Here is a 19,381-nt window from a genome sequence, read left to right as displayed (position 1 = left end):
AACGAAAGAATTAATCGGAAGTCGTATCTAACCAAACAATAATGAACAGGATCATAATAATAACAATCTTGATTTTAACAATACTGCCAGACGAAGGCTTCTCTCAACGCCCCTTTGTTACCAACCAGTACGTTTACGATTTATATCTGATGAATCCGGCAGATGCAGGTTCTAACAGAAATTGTTATCTGGTAGAAGCCTTTTATCAGCGTCAGTGGTTTGGCACTGACAACGCACCTACCACTCAGCTAGTATCGTTTCAGGCCCCCCTACCACATAATGCTGGTTCAGGAACTTACGTCTTCAACGACCGCAATGGTTATAATACCAAAATGGGCTTTCAACAATCCTTTTCAGTCGATGTTATATTGCGCAAGAACCGGAAAGGGTTTACCTCATTGGCATTTGGTCTTTCGGCTTTGATTGAGCAGGCTGCACTTGATATGTCGAAATTTTCGGGTGGCGATCCGGCTGTTGATCCACTTATTTCCGGCGGCCGTGAAAGCGGCACAGGATTTAACCTAAACACCGGATTCATACTCAAAATTAACCAATACAAAATAGGCGCCTCGGGCACCAATATCCTGGATAATAACAACCCATTTTTTGATGGCGAAAGCGAACCCTCTCTTCCACCCTCTTTTCATGCTTTTGCCAGTACTGTTTTCAAATATCCAAACCGCGAACTATACATCGAACCTGGCGCATATTACCAACTCAATTCCCTAAACGACAAAAGATTTGATCTGAATCTTCGATTGCAAATGCCTACCATGTCGGATGACTTATCCTTTTGGGGATTAATTGCGTATCGTAGGACAATGGATCATACTCTGGGAAAAGATTTAGGGCTTGCCTTAACCGCTGGAATAATCTATAAAAGCTTTAATTTGGGAATCGAACACCAGTATGGCCTCACATCGGCTCAAACAAACTATGGGAGCTACATGAAAGTCGTTTTAGGCTACCGCTTCTGCTCCGACAAAAGTAAGGCCGCTATTCCGTGTAGTGCAGCAGGGTTATCCGGCATCGGATCAGGCGAATTACAAAAACCTGCAAAAAAAGGATTATTTAGAAAATAGCTGACAAACAAACTACATTTTTCGAATCATGAAAAAAAGAAAATGCCCCAATTCGAATCTTGGTGAATTTCGATGACAAAAAATATTGAAATGGTAGAACTTCGTTAATAATATAATAAAAATTAGGATAAACAAAACCTGACGAATGATAAAGAAACAAACGATGATTAACAAAATATGAACAACACTGTTTCTTTTCAGTCTTTAATTAGATATGCAAAAATATCAAAACGCAAAAAGACATTAGTTAGGGTTAAAACGCAAAAATAATTTTCAGTTAAAAAGCTGATAAAACTATAGATCAATCCATTAACAACGAAAAGTAAAACCATCGTCTATGAAGGACAATTCTCATTTCCGACAAAATATCAAAGATTTTAAATCAACATAAGATATAATAGGTAAGTTCAACTATTCTTTTCATCATATATAATATTGTCAAATTAATACTATATATGGAATAAATAGTGTTTCAAAAAGACGACTTCCCTGTATGAAAGCATCAATTTTTATACTAAAAATGCTAAGTTTGCGTTATAGAACAGACGTAAAAACCGAATTCCCCTAAATGCAAAACAATTCTAAAAAATATAAATCCAGCTTTCTCATTATTTTTTGGTTGTTTGCCATCAATAATTCTTATGCCGAAATCAAACCGGTTCGACTTTCCAACGACAGATTTTTCAACCCCACGGGTGAAGTTCCGTTAGCAAACGACGATCTGATAAGAATGAACGAAAACGATACCTATGATATTAATGTTTTGAACAATGATTTGGGCTTGACTTCTGGCATAAGCTCATTAACGATAAGTGCAAAACCTGAACATGGATCTGCCTGGTTCGGTGATGATCAACGTTTATATTACCAGCCAGAAACTTATTACATTGGCGAAGATTACCTTGAGTACAAAGTCTGTAATAACGATGGAAATTGCGCTACAGCCAATGTTTCCATCACGGTTAATGACTACGATTATAAGCCGGAATGCGTAGATGATGTCGTCAAACTTTATGAAGGCACTGCAACTGAAATTGACATCCTCAAAAACGATCGTAATCTTTATGATCTCGATTTAGATGTTGAAATAGTTCAAATGCCGAAAAAAGGAACCGCCTACCTAAATGCATCTCAAACCATAGAAATTCAAATCACCAGTTTTTTCCTTGAACAGGACACGCTAATCTATAAAGTATGTGATGCCGAAGGCGATTGTGATGAAGGGCTGGTTTTGATCTCTATTATCCATGACGACGATACGTTTTATATCCCCGAAGGTTTTTCACCCAATGGCGATGGAATAAATGACACCTTTTATATTCCGCAATTTGAAGCATTTCCTGACAGGCAAATTACGATCATGGACAGAAATGGTTTCATCGTCTTTCAAACTAATCAATACAATAATGCCTGGGATGGTCGTGGCAATAAGAATCAATTCAATGGCGCATTATGTCCTGCCGGTGTTTATTACTACCGTTTGGAAGTAGGTGGCTTAAACCAAAAATTTACCGGATATATTTATTTGAACCGATAACCTGAAAATTGAAACAAATAAAATGATAGTATCCTTATATAATCGAATCAGGATTCTGCTCTTGATTTTATTTTTGTCCCCGGTCACAATGTGCTGGGCACAACAGGATGCTATGCTTACACATTCCATGACAAATCCGCTCAACTACAATCCGGCCGTTGCCGGAAGCCACAATTCGTTGTCAATTCAAATGATAACCCGACAGCAATGGATTGATGTAAAAGATGCGCCAGCCACCTATCTTCTAAATGTCCATACCCCGGTGAATGCCACCAGAGCCTCCCTGGGGTTATCAGTTATATCAGATCAGGCAGGGCCCGTCATGAATAATAAAGTATCTTTCGCCTACTCCTATCTTATCCGAATTAGCCGTGGATCATTTTTGTCGTTAGGAATAAGTGGGGGCGCCAGCCAATATCAGGTTAATTTGCAAAATATTAAAACCATTGACAAAACCGATCCTCTTTTCGCTGAAAATATAAATAATGCCATTAAACCTTCATTTGGAAGTGGACTAATCTTCTTCACGCGTACATTTTATTTAGGTTTATCTGTTCCTGAAATGCTTCAATCCTCTATTCCATACGAAAATAAATCGGCAGATTTTAAAACATCACCGACGACCGTAATGGCCACTTCTGGCTATCGTATTTCAATGGGATCAGATTTTAGCCTAAAAGGTTCAGCGCTGGCGCGTATTTCATCAGAGCAATCGACTTATGATTTTGCCCTTGAAGCGATATACCAACGATTTCAAAGTGGTGCAGCCTATCGTATCAACCATACTGCTTCATTGATGTTAGGCGTCCGCCTGGGTGATAATATGACCATCAGCTATGCCTACGACTTCCCCATAAATAGTCAGGTCCTCAACATCGTAAGCAGCCAGGAACTATCAATCAGCTTCCAGACTGACTATTTCTATAAATACAATAAATTTAGAAACTTCAAAAAAAAGCGGCAACAGTCTGATGACCCGCTGCGCTCCATCAGATACTTTTAAATCCCCAATCTATAGCTTCCCTGAGCTCCCTAAAAGGATTAATTTCGCCAAACAAAAAATCATCCGGACGACGATAACAAATCATAGGATGGCAACTGGTTAACACATGTCTTAGTTGCAGATGTGCGGTCGATTTAACGGCATGTGCACCCCATAAAAGCCAGGTAATATCCGGTTGCTGTGAATGAATATACCAAAATAAACGATTCGTAAAAGGGGCCCACATTGCCGCATGACTGCCAGGCTTCCCAACCCGACACGAAAAGGAGGTGTTTAAAAGCAGTACGCCTTGTTTCTCCCAATGTTCAAACAGCAAGGAGGGTGATAATAATTGAAATCGTTCGGCTTTCATCTCCTTTTTGATATCACTAAATGTCAACAAATCATCGGGATGATCAACGGCATATAAAGCCCGGACAATATTTCTCAGGCTCGTATTTCGAAACGTATCATGCCAGCTTTTCAACGTGCCTACCTCAAAAGCCCTTCCTGTAGCCACGCCTATCTGCGGATAAGGATCCTGACCAATAATTAAAGCCTTCACCGACGATAAATCAAGCATTAAAAAACGAAGTATATTATCCATTGATGGCGTAAAGGCCGACTCGTCTTGAAGCTGTTTTTCGATACGATTCAGCAAAAGAACCAATTCATCAGTCAAAAATAAATGCCAGGAAGAATGAATGTTATCAGGTAGCAGAAATGAAACTTTTTGCATTTACAAATTGTTTTTCTAAAATTGAATATAATTAAAAATGCAAAGTTAAGATTTCATTACTAATAGGCCTTCAAAACAAAACTCATAATAATAAAACAAACAAAGGTCTATCTTTGAAGGAATGATAACCATTAAAACAGAACAATGATAAAATATATCTTCATTACGGCGATTGCAATTAACTCACTGCTTCTCACAACAGCCTGCAAACAGCAATTAAATCCACGAATAACCGAACAGCAACAAATTGTCATAAATCCCGAAGAAGGAACAGACAGTTTGATGAATAAATATATAGAGCCCTACCGTGATTCAATAGAAAACGTTATGAACGAGGTAATAGGTCGCGGTGCTACCATGCTCAAATCATTCAAGCCCGAAAGCCCCCTGACCAATTTCGTTGCCGACTTAACCCTTCAGGCAGGACAACAATTCATGAAAGAATCACATCTGACATCTTATCCGACTCTGGCAGTGGTAAATTCTAAAGGGTTGAGAAGTCCATTGCCCGAGGGTAATATTACAATACGTTCAGTATTTGAAGTTATGCCATTTGAAAACTATCTGGTAGCTGTAAAACTTACCGGAAAACAGGTACAACAACTTTTTAACCATATAGTTGACGAAGGTGGAGATGGTCTCTCAGGCGCCTCCTTTACCATTGACGCAAAAAAAGCTGTACAATCAAAAGTACAGGGATCTCCACTATCAATTAACCAATATTACTGGGTTTTCACAAATAATTACCTGGCAGAAGGAGGCGATCATTATGCCATTTTCAGTTTGGGCGACACCACAATCACAACCAATTACCTAATGCGCAATATCATCATTGATGGTATAAAAAGGCTGGCAGCAAAAAACAGCCCTGTAACAGCCCCTAAAAACGTCAGAATAAGTATCTCAAAATAAAAAGGACCGATGAATAACAGGAGACAATTTATAAAAACAGTGGCAGCAGGAGCAGCCTTTATGACACTCCCGAACATTGTAAAAGCCAATTATGCACAACGTCAGAATATAATAATTTTGCATACCAACGATGTCCACAGTCACATTGATCCATTTCCGGCCAACCACAATAAATTTCCGTCACAAGGCGGTTTTGCAGCCAGATCAGCCATAATTCAACAAATCAGACAAAAATATGAACACGTGCTGCTGCTGGATTCAGGCGATATATTTCAGGGAACGCCCTACTTCAATTATTACGGCGGCAAGCTCGAACTGGAATTAATGACCCGTATGGGATATGACGCAGCCACCCTGGGCAATCATGAATTTGACAACGGCGTAGCACATTTATCTCAACAAATCAAAAAGGCCGGATTTCCGTTTATCAACACCAATTACGACGTCACCGAATCCGCCCTGGAAAACCTTATCTCACCCTGGAAAATTATTCAAAAAGGCAATATTAAAATCGGAATAATTGGATTAGGAATACAACCAGACGGGCTAATTGCCCCCTCCAACTTCGGAAGGATAAAATATCTTGATCCCATAATAAAAGGGGAAACAACTGCGACTTTGCTAAAACAAGACAAAAAATGCAATATGGTAATAGCATTATCGCACCTTGGACTTAAAATGGAGGGACAACCCGATGATATAACACTTGCCCGTGAGACCAAAAATATAGACATGATTTTAGGTGGACACACCCACACTTTTTTGGAAAAACCCATAGAAGAAATAAACCTTGATGGACGCAAAATTACCATTCATCAGTCGGGATGGGCTGGTGTAAAAATGGAACAGATTAATGTTGTTTTTGAAAAAGAGAAGACAACCACAACTACTTCACAACTAACGTTACGCTAGTTGTATGCCCCAGGCTATCAGCATAGCGTAAAATATAAATTCCAGAAGTTAAAGAGACGTGCCCAAGGCTATGAGTCTCTCCGGACAGAATAGTCCACTGACTGACAATAGAACCTGAAAAATTGTACAGAGACAAAGTTCCCGGACTATTCTGGTAACCCACGCGAGCAAACAAATTCTCTCCAATCTTAACCGGATTAGGCCAGATCTGCAAATTATTTAAAGCAGACGTCTCAGGGTTTATCAAAGCATCAGGGATACTTCCTTGCTCAATGGGGCCCATGTCAACCGCTGTACCATAAATACGCCGATTGCCATAAAAATCCTCCTCAAGCCAATCGGCAACATAGCTATTATCACCCGAATCAATAGCAGGCGATCCGGATTTAGGCGTAAAATCAAGATTTACAGGATCGGTTAATAATGGATTATCGGTAAGACTAGCGGTTCCTGAACCATCCTGAACCAATGATGAATAAGCATTGGCATAATCAATATCACTAAATTCAACAGCGGCGGTATTACCCCACAAAATAGAATTATAGATAACAGCCGCATTGATTGATGCTGAAATAGCCCCACCCCAATATTCGCTGGAATTCTTATACCATAAACAATTATAAAAATAGACTGCATTCTTGGTATTGATATACACTGCGCCGCCAAGTTTTACAGCCGAGTTATTACTAAAGATTATATTACCAAATACAGGTTGCGAATATTCATCACAATACACAGCACCGCCATTTTCAGAAGCTCTGTTATTACGAAACAACACATTGGTAATTACCGGGCTGGCAAAATTAAGGTACATACCACCACCGTTACTACTGTTATTATTAGCCGATGAAGCATATCCATCTTCAATAATAATACCGTCGATGCAGGTATTGTTTGTTATTGGATCCTGAGCTGTACCTTCTATCTTAAAAACACGATAACTATTATCATCACTGGTGCTCGTTTCCCCAATATTTCCACTAAAAATGGTTAAATTCGATAAAAAATTACGCTGATCAAGCGATGTTTCATTTCCGACAAATCCACCATAAAGCTTAATTCCATCACGCAAACCAAAAGAGACAAAACGATCGGTATCGTCGGTGGGTTTATATATACCTGTTGCCACCCATATCTGGTCTCCAAAAACAGCCACATCCATGGCATCCTTCAACGAGATAGGGTCACTCCATGAGCTGCCGGTTCCAGTTGCACCTGATTTAACGTACAAGGGTTTATCACGTCTGATAATAAACGAAGACCAGTTGGACCACAATATAAGAGACGAACCGGAGACAGTAGCACCTACCCGCCAATCAACTTCTGACCCCACCTGTATATCGGTAAATGGCCATGTTAGAGAAGTACCTGCATCAATAGATACCGTTTCACCACCATCTAATATGTATTGAATTTCGTATCCGATAAGATCATCCGGCGCAGCACTTTCCCATCCCCATTGCAAATCAATCGAAGACAAATCATAGTCTAAAACCTGTTGATTAACAGGAAACTCAATAACAGGAACCTCGGTAATTCCTTCAAAAACTCCCATATCTACATTTGTTGCCAGAATTCGATTCGAACCGGAAAAATCGAATGTTAACCAGGCCGGAACGTCGTCATTGTCGCCTCCATTTAACGCGGGTGAAGATTTTGTAATTCTGAAATCACCTTCTGAAGGATTAACAAAAAGAGGATCGGTCGTCTTATTACCCAAACTGGCTTCTCCTCCCTCAATTACAGAGTTAGAAACATCTACAGTACCGTAGGTTTGAGAACCTGTAGGCGCTTCGTTATTCCACAAAACTGAATTATAAACACTCACCACGTGAGGCAATTCGGGGGCACTTATAGCACCACCTCGGCCACCGGCTATATTTCCATAAAACACCGAATTCCCGATTATTGGACTTCCCTCTGTCATGATGGCGCCACCCCAATTGTCAGCTTCATTATCCTCAAAAATACAATTATAAATAAGAGGTATTGAATTGCCATCGGCATATACAGCCCCGCCATACGTTGCCGCATGGTTATCTCGAAACCAAACATTCACAACCAAAGGTGATGCACTTAACAATTGCATTGCGCTACCCTGGCTTCTACTTCCCGATGACAATGCTGCATTGGCTTCTTCAACTACCAAACCATCGATACGGGTTAAATTAGTTACAGGATTATCACGGCCATCCAGCCACAAAAGATTATAACTATTATCTGTATTACTATCTACCTCACCTATATCGCCCGACAAAACTGTAACATTTGTCGACCAATCGCGCTGATCGAGAGAAGTTTCATACCCCACAAAACCACCGTAAATATGGATGCCTTCCTTTAATTCAAAACGAATTGTCCGGTCCAGTGACGATGTTGGCTTATAAACACCTTTCGTTAGCCATAGCGTATCACCATAAACATAATTACTTAAAGCCGATCGGAGATTAGTAGCAGTGTTCCAGGAAGCACCATCACCAACGCCGTCAGGTTTGACATAAACTTTTCGATCCCTTTTAATTGAGAATTCAAACGATTCAGACCAATGCTCTATTGTGCTGCCGTCTACACTACCCACACGCCACGACACAAAACTACCTGACGTAAGTCCGGTAAGACTATAAGTAACATCAGCTGAAGACAAACCAGTTACTAAAGGCTGAAGAACTCCATTAATATAATATTCAATTTTAAGGGAGGTAATTCCGGCCGTCTCATCCAAATGCCAGGCCAAAGAAACCTCATTTACATCAGAATTAAACCATGAATAGTTAGCTGGCGAATCGAGTACAGGAACCAACAAATCATCAGATTTTAAAATTTTCTGAAGACTAGCATCCTCATCCTGAAAAGTCTCTAAAGCATAAACCGATGAAGGCATCATTAAAGTGCACCCCAGGATGAAGCTTTTAATCCAAATAGATAAAATGCTGTAAAATTGATTCATTTGAACGAAACGGTATTTTGTGCTTACAAGAAAAGTTCAATTTTAGCGTTATGCTTATCCTGAAAATGACCATTTACCATAGTAAACTCACATTTTTCAGACTTCGCAAGCCTTGAATTCAAACATGTCTTATCAAGCACTTGAGTTTTGTTGCTGATACTATTTATAATGAAACAGTCGGCGTTCAGACATACTATTTCTTTATAGCATTATAACTGTAAAAAAGTTTCGTAAAATAGTAATTTTGTGACGATATGATGAGCTTAAATAATCGATTTAAGGAAATTAATTGATGACCGGCCTGTTTTTTTTGATGAACGACATTGACAAATTTTCAATATCGCCGATTTGGTTCCGTTGAGAACCCAAGATGAAGACTCAAAAAGTTTTTTTGTAAAAAAAACAGGAAACTCCATTTTCGAAACTTCCTGTTTAACAATTCCGCAAAAAAAAATTACTCTACCGGTAACTGACGCTTAAATGATTCATCCAGCGAAATGATTGTTTCTGTGGATGAAATGCCAGGTATGGCCTGCAGTTTATCATGTAATATTCGCTTTAAATGCTCATTGCTGTGCGCATAAATTTTGATAAACACAGCATACTGCCCGGTGGTATAGTGACATTCAACCACTTCGGGTATCTGTTCCAGAAGCTGTACAACCTTATCAAATAAACTGGCTTTCTTCAGAAAAATACCCATGAAGGCGCAGGTATGAAACCCTATTTTTGTAGGATTCAGGATAAATTCGGAGCCCTTAATGACGCCAATATTCATCAATCTCTGAATGCGTTGATGAATAGCAGCTCCAGACACTTTGCATTCCCGGGCCACTTCCAAAAACGGTATGCGGGCATTACGAGTGATTAAAGAAAGAATCTTTTTATCTAAACTATCAATTTGTAAATGACTATCCATGCTAAAAACTAATATTATTACAATTTAAAACCTATCAAGTGAATTATCGTATTTATTTTTACGAAAGTAAAACTTCCTCTGATAATAATCAATGATTTATTCCCATATTTTTATAACAATTAGCAACTCATGTGAAAATAGTTACAAATTATAACCTCATCTACGGTTTGGCGATAAGCAAGTTTCATTTTAAATTTGTGAAATGCGAAAATGGATTACTTTTACCCCCAAAAACGAAACGTTGTGGAATAATCAGTTGACGAATTTCTGCACCTGTTTCGACCATTCGATAATCCTGACCAACAACCAACAGCCACTTCCCGGGCCCTACAAGTCATTGTCATCATTCAACCTATTGGCAGGTTTTGATGCCCTTGAAACGATAAGCTGCAAAGCGTTGGAACTAAAAAAACGATTAAAGGATAACGATTGGTATCTGGGATTTCTTTCTTACGAACTGAAAAACGAATGCCATGAACTGCCAGCCTCCAGGAAAAAGGCTTTTATTGAATTTCCAAATCTTCATTTTTTCAAACCCAGATGGCTTATTCGACAAAAAGAAGGAATATGGCAAATCGGTTTTTCAGAAAAAAACAACACCGAAACAGAAGCCCTGGCAATCGTTCATCAGATTGAACACGCCAATACATCAAACAGTCGTAAATCAGAATCAAGGGCCACGATCCGCCCCTCGCACAACCAGAAATATTATGACACCGCTTTTAATAAAATTCAGAAGCACATTCACCGGGGCGATATTTACGAGCTGAACTTTTGCATCGAGTTTACAGCCGAAAACACCTCACTACAGCCTGCTGAAACCTTTAAACGCCTAATGCAGTTATCACCCATGCCACTCTCGGCGATGTTAAAATACCATAACAAATATGCCTTTTGCGCTTCGCCCGAGCGTTACATGGCCAAACGCGGTAACAAAATAGTTAGTATGCCAATGAAAGGAACGGCACCGCGTGGAGGAACCAAAACGGAGGAATTAGAAGCTCACAAACGCCTCTCGACTTCACAAAAAGAAAAATCGGAAAACACGATGATCACCGATCTGGTGAGAAACGATTTATCAATTTCAGCCAAAAAAGGGAGTGTAAAGGTCGATGAATTGTGCGGCATATACCCTTTTCCCAATGTCTTTCAAATGATATCGACCATATCAGCACATTTAAAAAACCCGGAGGACTGGACAGCTCCCCTAATTGATTCCTTTCCCATGGGATCGATGACCGGAGCGCCCAAGATTAGTGCAATGAAACTAATTGACCAATTTGAGTGCAACAATCGCGGTCTTTTCTCAGGAGCTATCGGCTACATCTCACCCCAGCGTAATTTCGATTTCAATGTGGTTATACGCACACTGCTGTATGACGATGAAATGAAAAAAATTTCATTTTGGGCCGGTAGCGCCATAACAGCCGAAGCCAATGCCGATGACGAATACAATGAATGCCTGCTGAAAGCAAAAATTATAGCTGAAAAACTACTATAACAAAGACGGTGTTGTAGCCAAATGTTACTACTTTTAAAACATTAAAACGACAGAAATTGAGTAAACAATTTATATATCATTTCAGAGATGCCTTACAGTTACAATGCCGTATAACGGAAAAATCGCGTATTATGGTGGCTCTCAGTGGTGGTGCCGATTCGGTTGCATTATTACATTTGTTGAAGAATGCCGGCCACACATGCATAGCGGCCCACTGTAATTTTAATCTCAGGGATGCAGAATCCAACGAAGATGAGGCATTTGTGACCGCCTTATGCCAACAACTCAATATTAAATTACACACCATCAGCTTTCAAACCCGCGAAGTGGCACAGCAACGTAAAATATCCATTGAAATGGCCGCCCGCGACCTCCGTTACCAATGGTTTGAAGAACTAAGTAATCAGCTGAATATTCAATATATTGCCACAGGTCATCATGGCGATGACGCCATCGAAACGTTCTTTCTGAATTTAACACGAGGGACCGGTCTTAAAGGCCTTACCGGAATAGCCTGGCGCAAAGGAAAACTCATCAGACCACTCCTGTATGCCAGTGCGGAAGAAATAAAACAGTACTGCCGCGCAAATAATCTAAACTATAGAACCGATTCGACCAACAGCGATACGACTATTCTGCGCAATAAAATACGACACCAAATTATGCCGCTGTTCAAAGAGATGAACCCCTCATTTTTTGTTACTATGCAAAAAAACATCTCTTATTTGGAAGAGGCCTGTGAGTTAATGACGATTGAGTCTAAAAAATTTCAAAATGAATCAATAGCAAAAGAAGAAGACACCGTCATTATTCCCATTCAATTACTAAAACAACATCCGCAAAAGCAGACCATAGCATTTGATATATTAAAGGATTACGGATTTTCTGGCGCGCAAATTTCTCCCATCATAAAAAGCATGGAAACCATACCCGGGAAACAATTTTTATCTGCCAGTCACCGGTTGGTCGTAGACCGTTATAACTTAATCATAACGCCCATTAGGCCCAAAGACGAAACGCATTATGTCATAAATAGTGATGATCAAACAATCAGTAATCCGATTCATCTATCATTAACCAAATTTCAGAAAACCAACGAATTCAAATTTTCAAAAAGACCCGATGTTGTTCACCTGGATGCCGATCTTATTGACTTCCCTCTTTACCTTCGACATGCAGAATCAGGCGACCGATTCATTCCTCTTGGCATGAAAAATTTCAAAAAACTGAGTGATTTCTTCGTTGATGAAAAATGCTCTCTTATTGAAAAAGAAAACTGCTGGCTGTTGATAAACGGAGAAGACATCGTTTGGGTGGTAGGTCGGAGAATCGATAATCGCTATAAAATTACACCCAAAACCAAAACCATAATCGAAATAAAAATTAAAACAGAACTATAAAACGCAATCGAGACAGAAAATAACACTTTTTCTTATCAATCGCCTATTTATTCGGGCAAATACCAATGGATGCCTGTTCATAAAGTAAAGGGGTTGAGCTAAAAAATTCAGGGATTACGCAGCTCAGAAAATGTGAAATAACATAAATGACATTTTGAGAGCAAACGTAACACTGTAGTAAAACTTTATAGCTCAAACACCGATTAATCCTCAAGGTTTTTTCTCACACGTTTCAAAAAATTCTGCAATCCGTCGGTGTCATGTTCTTTGATGAGTTCCAGCAGATCTTTCAATTCTTTGCGTATCTGCTCAACCTGTCCTACAGTATAAGGGTTAAACAATATTTCGGTCAGCAAATAATCATCTTCCGACAACAAACCTTTTGCAATGTCCATATGCTTACTAAAGGTAGTTCCCGGCGCATCCTGCTTCTTCATGCAGGCAGCAAATACCAATGTAGAAGAAAAAGGGATAGACAACGAATAAGCGATGGTTTCGTCGTGTTCGTCGAACGAATAGGTATGAATATTTAAGCCCAGTGAGCCAAAAAAGTCCTTAAAAAAAGCCTTACCCAAATGATCGGACTCCGATATTATAATAGCATGATGGGCACTTAAATCCTTAAGATTAGCAAAGGTTGGCCCAAACATGGGGTGTGTAGAAACAAACCTATGCCCCGACTTTTCATAAAACGCCTGAAAACCTGTTTTCACCGATGCAATATCACTTAAAATACAATCATCCGGCAGATAAGGCAGTACCGCTTCAAAAACCTGAATGGTATATTTTAATGTAACACTATTTATAACCAATTCAGGCGCAAACGCCCCAATTTCCTCGTAGGTAGTTAACCTTTGAGTATTAAACACATACCGCAACCGGTCCTTATCGACATCAAAAATTGCCACATCGTGCTGTAAACACAAAGCATCGGTCAGCCAGGTACCCATTTTGCCGGCACCCAAAACACAAATTCTCATAACTGTTTAACATTTAGCAGAATTGCGAAGAGTTTCCGGGGCGTCAGAAGTATCCCCGGAAACAGATTCTACGAATCTATTATTTTAGTTCTTTATTCATAACAAGGCTCTGCCGACTGATAGACTCCTCGTGAATGGTTTCGAAAATGGAAGTGATAAATTCAGAATCTAAACCACGGCTCTCAGCCCTGTCGCGGCGGTCTTTCATTATTTCGTCATAACGACGCGACTGCAAAATGGTGATATTATTATCGTATTTATAGCGACCGATGGCCTCAGAAACAAACATGCGTTCTTTAAGAGTATCCAGCAACTGATTATCCAACTGATCGATTCGTTTCCGCAATTCATCCAGTTCGTTACGTGGCGTATCACCAATTTTAGAACTACGCAACACCAGTCGGTCAAGAATCTCTTTCAAACGAGCCGGGGTTATTTGCTGCGAAGCATCACTCCAAGCCTTTTCAGGGCAAGTATGGGATTCAATAATAAGTCCGTCGAAATTCAAATCCATGGCTTCCTGACACAGCTGGGCAATCAAATCACGCTTACCACCAATGTGACTAGGGTCACTGATGATAGGTAGGTTGGGCAAACGACGATGCAGCTCAATGGGGATTTGCCATTGCGGGTGGTTGCGGAATTCGGACTTATCGTATGTGCTGAATCCGCGGTGAATAGCAGCTAACTTGGTAATTCCGGCCCCGTTAATACGTTCGAGGGCTCCAATCCACAATTCCAGATCAGGATTAACCGGATTTTTAACAAATACGGGGATATCCAGACCTTTAAGAGCATCAGCCACTTCCTGTACGGCAAAAGGATTGGCCGAAGTACGGGCGCCAACCCACACCATATCCATGCCGTGCTTAACGGCCTCAAAAACATGATGTGAAGTAGCCACTTCAACACCCACAAACATACCTGTTTCTTCCTTCACGCGTTTCAGCCAGGGAAGACCAACGGTTCCAACCCCTTCAAATGCACCCGGTCGTGTCCGTGGTTTCCAGATCCCGGCACGGAATATTTTGACGCCAATAGCAGCCAGTTCTTTGGCTGTGGCAAGCGTTTGTTCCTCAGTTTCGGCACTACAAGGACCCGAAATAATCATGGGCCGCTTATTTTCCAGGCCCGGAAAAGTAATAGGTTCTAAATTTAAAGTTGACATGGTTATACGATTTCAATTTGATTAATACGATTTATAGATTCCTGTATCACCTCTTCGGTTGCACACAAAGAGATGCGAATATAAGATTCGCCATTGGATCCAAAAATAAATCCCGGCGTAAGAAAAACATGAGCTTTATCAAGTACCTGATCGCTAACGACCTGTCCTTTACCATATTTGGCAGGCACTTTAGCCCACACAAACAAACCAACCTGTTTGGTATCGTATGAACAGCCCAACCTGTCCAATAGTTCATAGACCAATTTGCGCCGGCGGGCGTACACCGCATTGACCTGAGAAAACCATTCAGAACCGGCTTCCAGCGCTTTAGCGGCGGCATCCTGCAAAGGACGGAACATTCCGGAATCCATATTACTTTTAACACGCAAAATATAAGTAATAAATGTGGCATTAGACGCTGCCATACCTATTCGCCAGCCAGCCATATTATGCGATTTACTCAGCGAATTAAGCTCTATGGCAATCTCCTTTGCGCCCGGCACTTCCAATAAACTGGATGGTTCTGGGTTCAAAATAAAGCTATAAGGATTATCATTGCAGATAATAATACTGTACTTCCGGCCAAAATCGATCAATCGTTTCATGACTTCCCGATTTGCTTTGGCCCCGGTAGGCATATTGGGATAATTAACCCACATTAGTTTGACCTTTGACAAATCCTGTTTCTCCAAGGCATCCAAATCGGGCTGCCAGCCATTATCTTCTGTTAAGTCGTACCGTCGTGCCACCGCCTGCACCAAATTGGTTACCGCACTATAGGTCGGATAACCCGGATTGGGCACCAAAACCTCATCTCCGGGATTCAAAAATGCCATGGAAATGTGCATGATGCCTTCTTTTGAGCCCATCAACGGTAATATTTCAGAATTGGGATCGAGCCGGACGCCATAATTTTTCAAATACAATTCAGCCATGCCGGCACGTAACGAAGGGATGCCAATGTAACTCTGATAACCATGATTCGCAGAATTCTCTGCAGAGGCATGAAGCGATTCAATCACCTCATCTGATGGCATTTGATCGGGACTACCTATACCAAGATTAATAACATTTTTGCCCTCGGCTCTCATCTTTTCAATTTGCTTTAACTTAACCGAGAAATAATATTCAGTAACCGTGTTAATTCTATCGGCGGGCTTGATATTCATGATAATATATATTTAAACGCTTAAACTCTTTTAGCTTCATCACCACCATTGGTTTCGTACAAAACATCTGCGGCAGCATACTCACCCAAATCTCTTAAATCACGACATAAAGGAATAATGGCATCCAACGATTGACGATAGCGCGTATAATCATCAAACATGACATCAATATAGAACAGATACTCCCATTCTTTTCCTACGATAGGCAAGGATTGAATTTTGGTAAGATTGATTTTGTAAAAAGTTAATATGGTCAATATTTTAGACAAGCTACCCTCCTCGTGCGGCAACGAAAGGACCAGCGACGATTTATTAATTTTGGAACTGTTGACAATGGCGCTGGCTTGTTCATCTTTTCCGACGACTAAAAAGCGGGTAAAATTGTGCTTATTGGTTTCAATATCTTTGGCAATAATCTCCAGGCCATAAAGTTTGGATGCCAGCGTAGAGGCAATTGCAGCCACCCCTTTGGTCTGACTTTCAAATATTTTTTTTGCACTCAGGGCCGTATCTTCTGATTCAATTAACCGAATGTGCGGATACTGTTTAAAATAGGCTTCGCATTGTGCCAGGGCCATAGGGTGAGAGTGCACTTCTGTAACATCGTAAATGGATTGCCCGGGGAGCGTCATTAATTGGTGTTTGATACGCAGTTTATGCTCCCCCATCACTTTTAACCCAAAATCCTTTATTAATGTGTAGTTTCCCAACAGACTACCCACCAGGGTATTTTCAATAGCCACAAGTCCGACAGTGTCATTCACACCCTTGATTGTCTCAAACAATTCATGAAAAGTCATACATGGCACCAACTCCACCTTGCGGTCGCTAAAAAAAGCCCTGGCCGCAATATCGTGGTTAGCACCAGGAACTCCTTGTATGGCTACTTTAATTGAACTCAAACTCATCTTTTCAATTTTATGATGATATAAACACTAATCAAGGCTAAAAAAAAATCCCGCCTCTGTTCAGGAGCGGGACTCTATATTTTTTATTCCTATTCTTTTCTTCGATTAGGCAAACACAAGACCCACCCCTTTTGGCCAGAAACCAAAAAAGTAAAAAAAGAAATAATAAAAATAGGAATTGCGTGCCATTGTTATTCTGTTGTTGAACACTGCAAAAATAATGATAATTATCAATACCCCGGCAATCATTATAAAAAAAAACAAGCCAATGGTACATTTTTTTTTCGATACGATACCAGAAGCAAATCTTTACTTACTGTTTGAAAGCGGGTAAAAAGTCATTGCGGCAACTCGCTTAATTCTATCCAACGGGTTTCAAGACCATCCAATTCGGCCAATAAAGCCCCCAGTCGGTTTGAAACGCTAAGCAATTTGTCGGGCAACAATGTGCCTGAACTAAGCTGATTCTCCAAATCCGTTTTTTCGATTTCCAGCTCCGCCATCTTCTCCTCCACGGCTTTCAGTTCCTGCTTCTCCTTATAAGTTATTTTCCGCACTTTGGGAGCCTGCGATTTTTGAACGACAGGCGCCGGCCTGTTTTTCTTTTCCTCCTGAGCGGCTTCACTCGCCTTAAGCTTAAGATAATCCTGATAGCGCGTGTAATTGCCCGGAAAATTCTTAATAACGCCATCACCTTCGAACACAAACATCTGATCGGCCAGTCGATCCAGAAAATAACGGTCGTGCGAAACAATCAGGACACAGCCCGGGAATTGCAAAAGATACTCTTCGAGAATATTAAGCGTAAAAATATCCAAATCATTAGTCGGCTCATCCAGAATCAAAAAATTGGGGTTACGCATCAATACCGTCATCAGGTAAAGCCGTTTCTTTTCGCCGCCACTGAGCTTACTCACGTATACATAGTGCATCTCATTGGGAAACATAAAATACCGCAAAAACTGGGCAGCATTCATACTTTTCCCATCACCGGTTTCAATAACATCAGAAATTTCGGAAATGACTTCAATCAGCTTTTTGTTATCATCCAGCTGTATTCCCTCCTGACGGTAATAGCCAAACTCCACTGTTTCGCCCATATCGATGGTTCCGGAATCGGGTTTTAAAGAGCCCGTCAAAATATTGAGAAGGGTACTTTTTCCCACGCCATTCTTACCAATAATACCAATACGTTCGCCCTTAACAAACTTATGAGAGAAATTACGAATCAATGTATGGCCATCGAACGCCTTGCTGACGTCGGTTAGATGAACAACTTTTTTACCCAGACGTTTTGACTGAATGTCGAGCGCCATCTCCTGATCTGTCGTCTTTTGGTCGGCAATATCCTTCAATTCGTAAAATGCATCAATACGATATTTAGCCTTTGTTGCGCGAGCCTGCGGCATGCGATTCATCCAATCCTGTTCCTTACGTAACAGGTTACGAGCCTTTTCGATTTCCAGATTGCGCTGTTGCTGACGCTCAGCCCTTTTTACAAGATAATAGGAATAATTACCCTGATATTTATAAAGAGACTCATTGTCGAGTTCATAAATCACATTACAAACACGGTCCAGGAAAAAGCGATCGTGCGTCACCATTAAAAGAGTGGCTTTGTTGCGGCTCAAATAATCTTCGAGCCAGTCAACCATATCCAAATCAAGATGGTTCGTTGGTTCATCGAGAATCAAAAAATCCGGTTCTTCAATAAGAGCCGCTGCCAGAGCCAGACGCTTAACCTGTCCGCCGGAGAGCTGCTCAACCGGCTGATTTAAATTACTTATTTTCAGCGTAGAGAGCACTTGTTTTACCCGCGATTCGTAATCCCAGGCATTTAACAAATCCATCTGCTCTATTAATCGGTTTATCTCATGTTGATTATTGGCTTCCACAGCAGCCTCGTAGCTCCGGACCAAAGCAATGGTCTCATTTTCGCTGGAAAAAACAGCTTCCATGACAGTTAGATTCGGATCAAATGCCGGCTCCTGAGTTAAATGCACCATTTTAATGCCATTGCGAATCGTCACGGTACCGCCATCAGGCAATAATTTCCCGGACAAAATATTCAGAAGCGTAGTTTTACCTGTCCCGTTACGAGCAATCAGCGCCGCTTTATCTCCTTCTTCAAGCCCAAATGTCAGCGAATCAAACAGACGGATATCGCCCCAATTATGGGTCAGATTCTCAACAGAAAGCGTATTAGCCATAAAATATTATTAAGA

General features: G+C 40.6%; 15 protein-coding genes. 7 read left to right on the top strand and 8 right to left on the bottom strand.

The features are described 5' to 3' along the window. Positions 1–41 precede the first annotated feature (41 nt). The 3 genes from ACT3CD_RS13390 to ACT3CD_RS13380 all read left to right on the top strand — a co-directional run bounded on the left by ACT3CD_RS13390 (position 42) and on the right by ACT3CD_RS13380 (position 3,622). Complete coding sequence (locus ACT3CD_RS13390) at positions 42–1,082, top strand: PorP/SprF family type IX secretion system membrane protein (protein ID WP_444646147.1); 1,041 nt, start codon at positions 42–44, stop codon at positions 1,080–1,082. 568 nt (positions 1,083–1,650) lie between these two features. After that, on the top strand, positions 1,651–2,619 hold the full coding sequence (locus ACT3CD_RS13385) for an Ig-like domain-containing protein (protein ID WP_444646146.1): 969 nt from the start codon (positions 1,651–1,653) through the stop codon (positions 2,617–2,619). A gap of 22 nt (positions 2,620–2,641) precedes the next feature. Beyond that, entirely contained in the window at positions 2,642–3,622 is a 981-nt protein-coding gene (locus tag ACT3CD_RS13380; RefSeq protein WP_444646145.1) for a PorP/SprF family type IX secretion system membrane protein, read from the top strand. Here the strand turns inward: ACT3CD_RS13380 and ACT3CD_RS13375 are convergent. Continuing rightward, a complete protein-coding gene (locus tag ACT3CD_RS13375; protein WP_444646144.1) occupies positions 3,609–4,340 on the bottom strand; it encodes a uracil-DNA glycosylase in 732 nt (243 codons plus the stop codon). The two genes, ACT3CD_RS13380 and ACT3CD_RS13375, sit on opposite strands and share 14 nt — an antisense overlap. Before the next feature lie 144 nt (positions 4,341–4,484). Here ACT3CD_RS13375 and ACT3CD_RS13370 point away from each other — a divergent pair, with 144 nt between their 5' ends. Together ACT3CD_RS13370 and ACT3CD_RS13365 are read left to right on the top strand one after the other, a co-directional pair. After that, entirely contained in the window at positions 4,485–5,252 is a 768-nt protein-coding gene (locus ACT3CD_RS13370) for a 5'-nucleotidase C-terminal domain-containing protein (RefSeq protein ID WP_444646143.1), read from the top strand. A gap of 9 nt (positions 5,253–5,261) precedes the next feature. Next, on the top strand, positions 5,262–6,164 hold the full coding sequence (locus ACT3CD_RS13365) for a metallophosphatase (protein WP_444646142.1): 903 nt from the start codon (positions 5,262–5,264) through the stop codon (positions 6,162–6,164). Here the strand turns inward: ACT3CD_RS13365 and ACT3CD_RS13360 are convergent. Together ACT3CD_RS13360 and ACT3CD_RS13355 are read right to left on the bottom strand one after the other, a co-directional pair. After that, the gene (locus tag ACT3CD_RS13360; RefSeq protein ID WP_444646141.1) at positions 6,139–9,111 is read right to left on the bottom strand and encodes a choice-of-anchor Q domain-containing protein; all 2,973 of its coding nucleotides are present in this window, start codon (positions 9,109–9,111) and stop codon (positions 6,139–6,141) included. The genes ACT3CD_RS13365 and ACT3CD_RS13360 overlap by 26 nt on opposite strands. Positions 9,112–9,565: 454 nt before the next feature. Next, entirely contained in the window at positions 9,566–10,030 is a 465-nt protein-coding gene (locus tag ACT3CD_RS13355; protein ID WP_444646140.1) for an Lrp/AsnC ligand binding domain-containing protein, read from the bottom strand. A gap of 202 nt (positions 10,031–10,232) precedes the next feature. Between ACT3CD_RS13355 and ACT3CD_RS13350 the strand changes: the two genes are divergently transcribed. Then, a complete protein-coding gene (locus ACT3CD_RS13350; protein ID WP_444646139.1) occupies positions 10,233–11,531 on the top strand; it encodes a chorismate-binding protein in 1,299 nt (432 codons plus the stop codon). A 56-nt stretch (positions 11,532–11,587) separates the two neighbouring features. Then, the gene (tilS, locus tag ACT3CD_RS13345) at positions 11,588–12,931 is read left to right on the top strand and encodes a tRNA lysidine(34) synthetase TilS (protein ID WP_444646138.1); all 1,344 of its coding nucleotides are present in this window, start codon (positions 11,588–11,590) and stop codon (positions 12,929–12,931) included. A gap of 203 nt (positions 12,932–13,134) precedes the next feature. Here tilS and ACT3CD_RS13340 read toward each other — a convergent pair whose 3' ends face one another. The 5 genes from ACT3CD_RS13340 to ACT3CD_RS13320 form a co-directional block, all read right to left on the bottom strand. Then, positions 13,135–13,911 carry a prephenate dehydrogenase gene (locus ACT3CD_RS13340; RefSeq protein WP_444646137.1) on the bottom strand — a complete coding sequence of 259 codons (777 nt, stop codon included), beginning with the start codon at positions 13,909–13,911 and terminating at the stop codon, positions 13,135–13,137. Between the two features lie 79 nt (positions 13,912–13,990). Beyond that, positions 13,991–15,079, bottom strand: coding sequence for a chorismate mutase (locus tag ACT3CD_RS13335; protein ID WP_444646136.1), 1,089 nt, complete (start codon positions 15,077–15,079; stop codon positions 13,991–13,993). Between the two features lie 2 nt (positions 15,080–15,081). Continuing rightward, complete coding sequence (locus ACT3CD_RS13330; protein ID WP_444646135.1) at positions 15,082–16,248, bottom strand: pyridoxal phosphate-dependent aminotransferase; 1,167 nt, start codon at positions 16,246–16,248, stop codon at positions 15,082–15,084. Between the two features lie 20 nt (positions 16,249–16,268). Continuing rightward, positions 16,269–17,156 (bottom strand): prephenate dehydratase, encoded by an 888-nt coding sequence (locus tag ACT3CD_RS13325; protein ID WP_444646134.1) that lies wholly within the window; start codon positions 17,154–17,156, stop codon positions 16,269–16,271. A 338-nt stretch (positions 17,157–17,494) separates the two neighbouring features. Further along, positions 17,495–19,366, bottom strand: a complete 1,872-nt coding sequence (locus ACT3CD_RS13320; RefSeq protein WP_444646133.1) for an ABC-F family ATP-binding cassette domain-containing protein — start codon at positions 19,364–19,366, stop codon at positions 17,495–17,497. Positions 19,367–19,381: the final 15 nt, after the last annotated feature.

The sequence above is a fragment of the Geofilum sp. OHC36d9 genome (assembly GCF_052400685.1).
GTDB lineage: Bacteria > Bacteroidota > Bacteroidia > Bacteroidales > Marinilabiliaceae > CAZHHH01.
This window is presented reverse-complemented; position numbering and strand designations above follow the sequence as displayed.

What these genes read in the sequence shown, in the direction of transcription:
- ACT3CD_RS13390 (WP_444646147.1), top strand. Translation starts at nt 42, where the DNA reads ATGAACAGGATCATAATAATAACAATCTTGATTTTAACAATACTGCCA.
- ACT3CD_RS13385 (WP_444646146.1), top strand. Translation starts at nt 1,651, where the DNA reads ATGCAAAACAATTCTAAAAAATATAAATCCAGCTTTCTCATTATTTTT.
- ACT3CD_RS13380 (WP_444646145.1), top strand. Translation starts at nt 2,642, where the DNA reads ATGATAGTATCCTTATATAATCGAATCAGGATTCTGCTCTTGATTTTA.
- ACT3CD_RS13375 (WP_444646144.1), bottom strand. Translation starts at nt 4,340, where the DNA reads ATGCAAAAAGTTTCATTTCTGCTACCTGATAACATTCATTCTTCCTGG.
- ACT3CD_RS13370 (WP_444646143.1), top strand. Translation starts at nt 4,485, where the DNA reads ATGATAAAATATATCTTCATTACGGCGATTGCAATTAACTCACTGCTT.
- ACT3CD_RS13365 (WP_444646142.1), top strand. Translation starts at nt 5,262, where the DNA reads ATGAATAACAGGAGACAATTTATAAAAACAGTGGCAGCAGGAGCAGCC.
- ACT3CD_RS13360 (WP_444646141.1), bottom strand. Translation starts at nt 9,111, where the DNA reads ATGAATCAATTTTACAGCATTTTATCTATTTGGATTAAAAGCTTCATC.
- ACT3CD_RS13355 (WP_444646140.1), bottom strand. Translation starts at nt 10,030, where the DNA reads ATGGATAGTCATTTACAAATTGATAGTTTAGATAAAAAGATTCTTTCT.
- ACT3CD_RS13350 (WP_444646139.1), top strand. Translation starts at nt 10,233, where the DNA reads ATGCGAAAATGGATTACTTTTACCCCCAAAAACGAAACGTTGTGGAAT.
- ACT3CD_RS13340 (WP_444646137.1), bottom strand. Translation starts at nt 13,911, where the DNA reads ATGAGAATTTGTGTTTTGGGTGCCGGCAAAATGGGTACCTGGCTGACC.
- ACT3CD_RS13335 (WP_444646136.1), bottom strand. Translation starts at nt 15,079, where the DNA reads ATGTCAACTTTAAATTTAGAACCTATTACTTTTCCGGGCCTGGAAAAT.
- ACT3CD_RS13330 (WP_444646135.1), bottom strand. Translation starts at nt 16,248, where the DNA reads ATGAATATCAAGCCCGCCGATAGAATTAACACGGTTACTGAATATTAT.
- ACT3CD_RS13325 (WP_444646134.1), bottom strand. Translation starts at nt 17,156, where the DNA reads ATGAGTTTGAGTTCAATTAAAGTAGCCATACAAGGAGTTCCTGGTGCT.
- ACT3CD_RS13320 (WP_444646133.1), bottom strand. Translation starts at nt 19,366, where the DNA reads ATGGCTAATACGCTTTCTGTTGAGAATCTGACCCATAATTGGGGCGAT.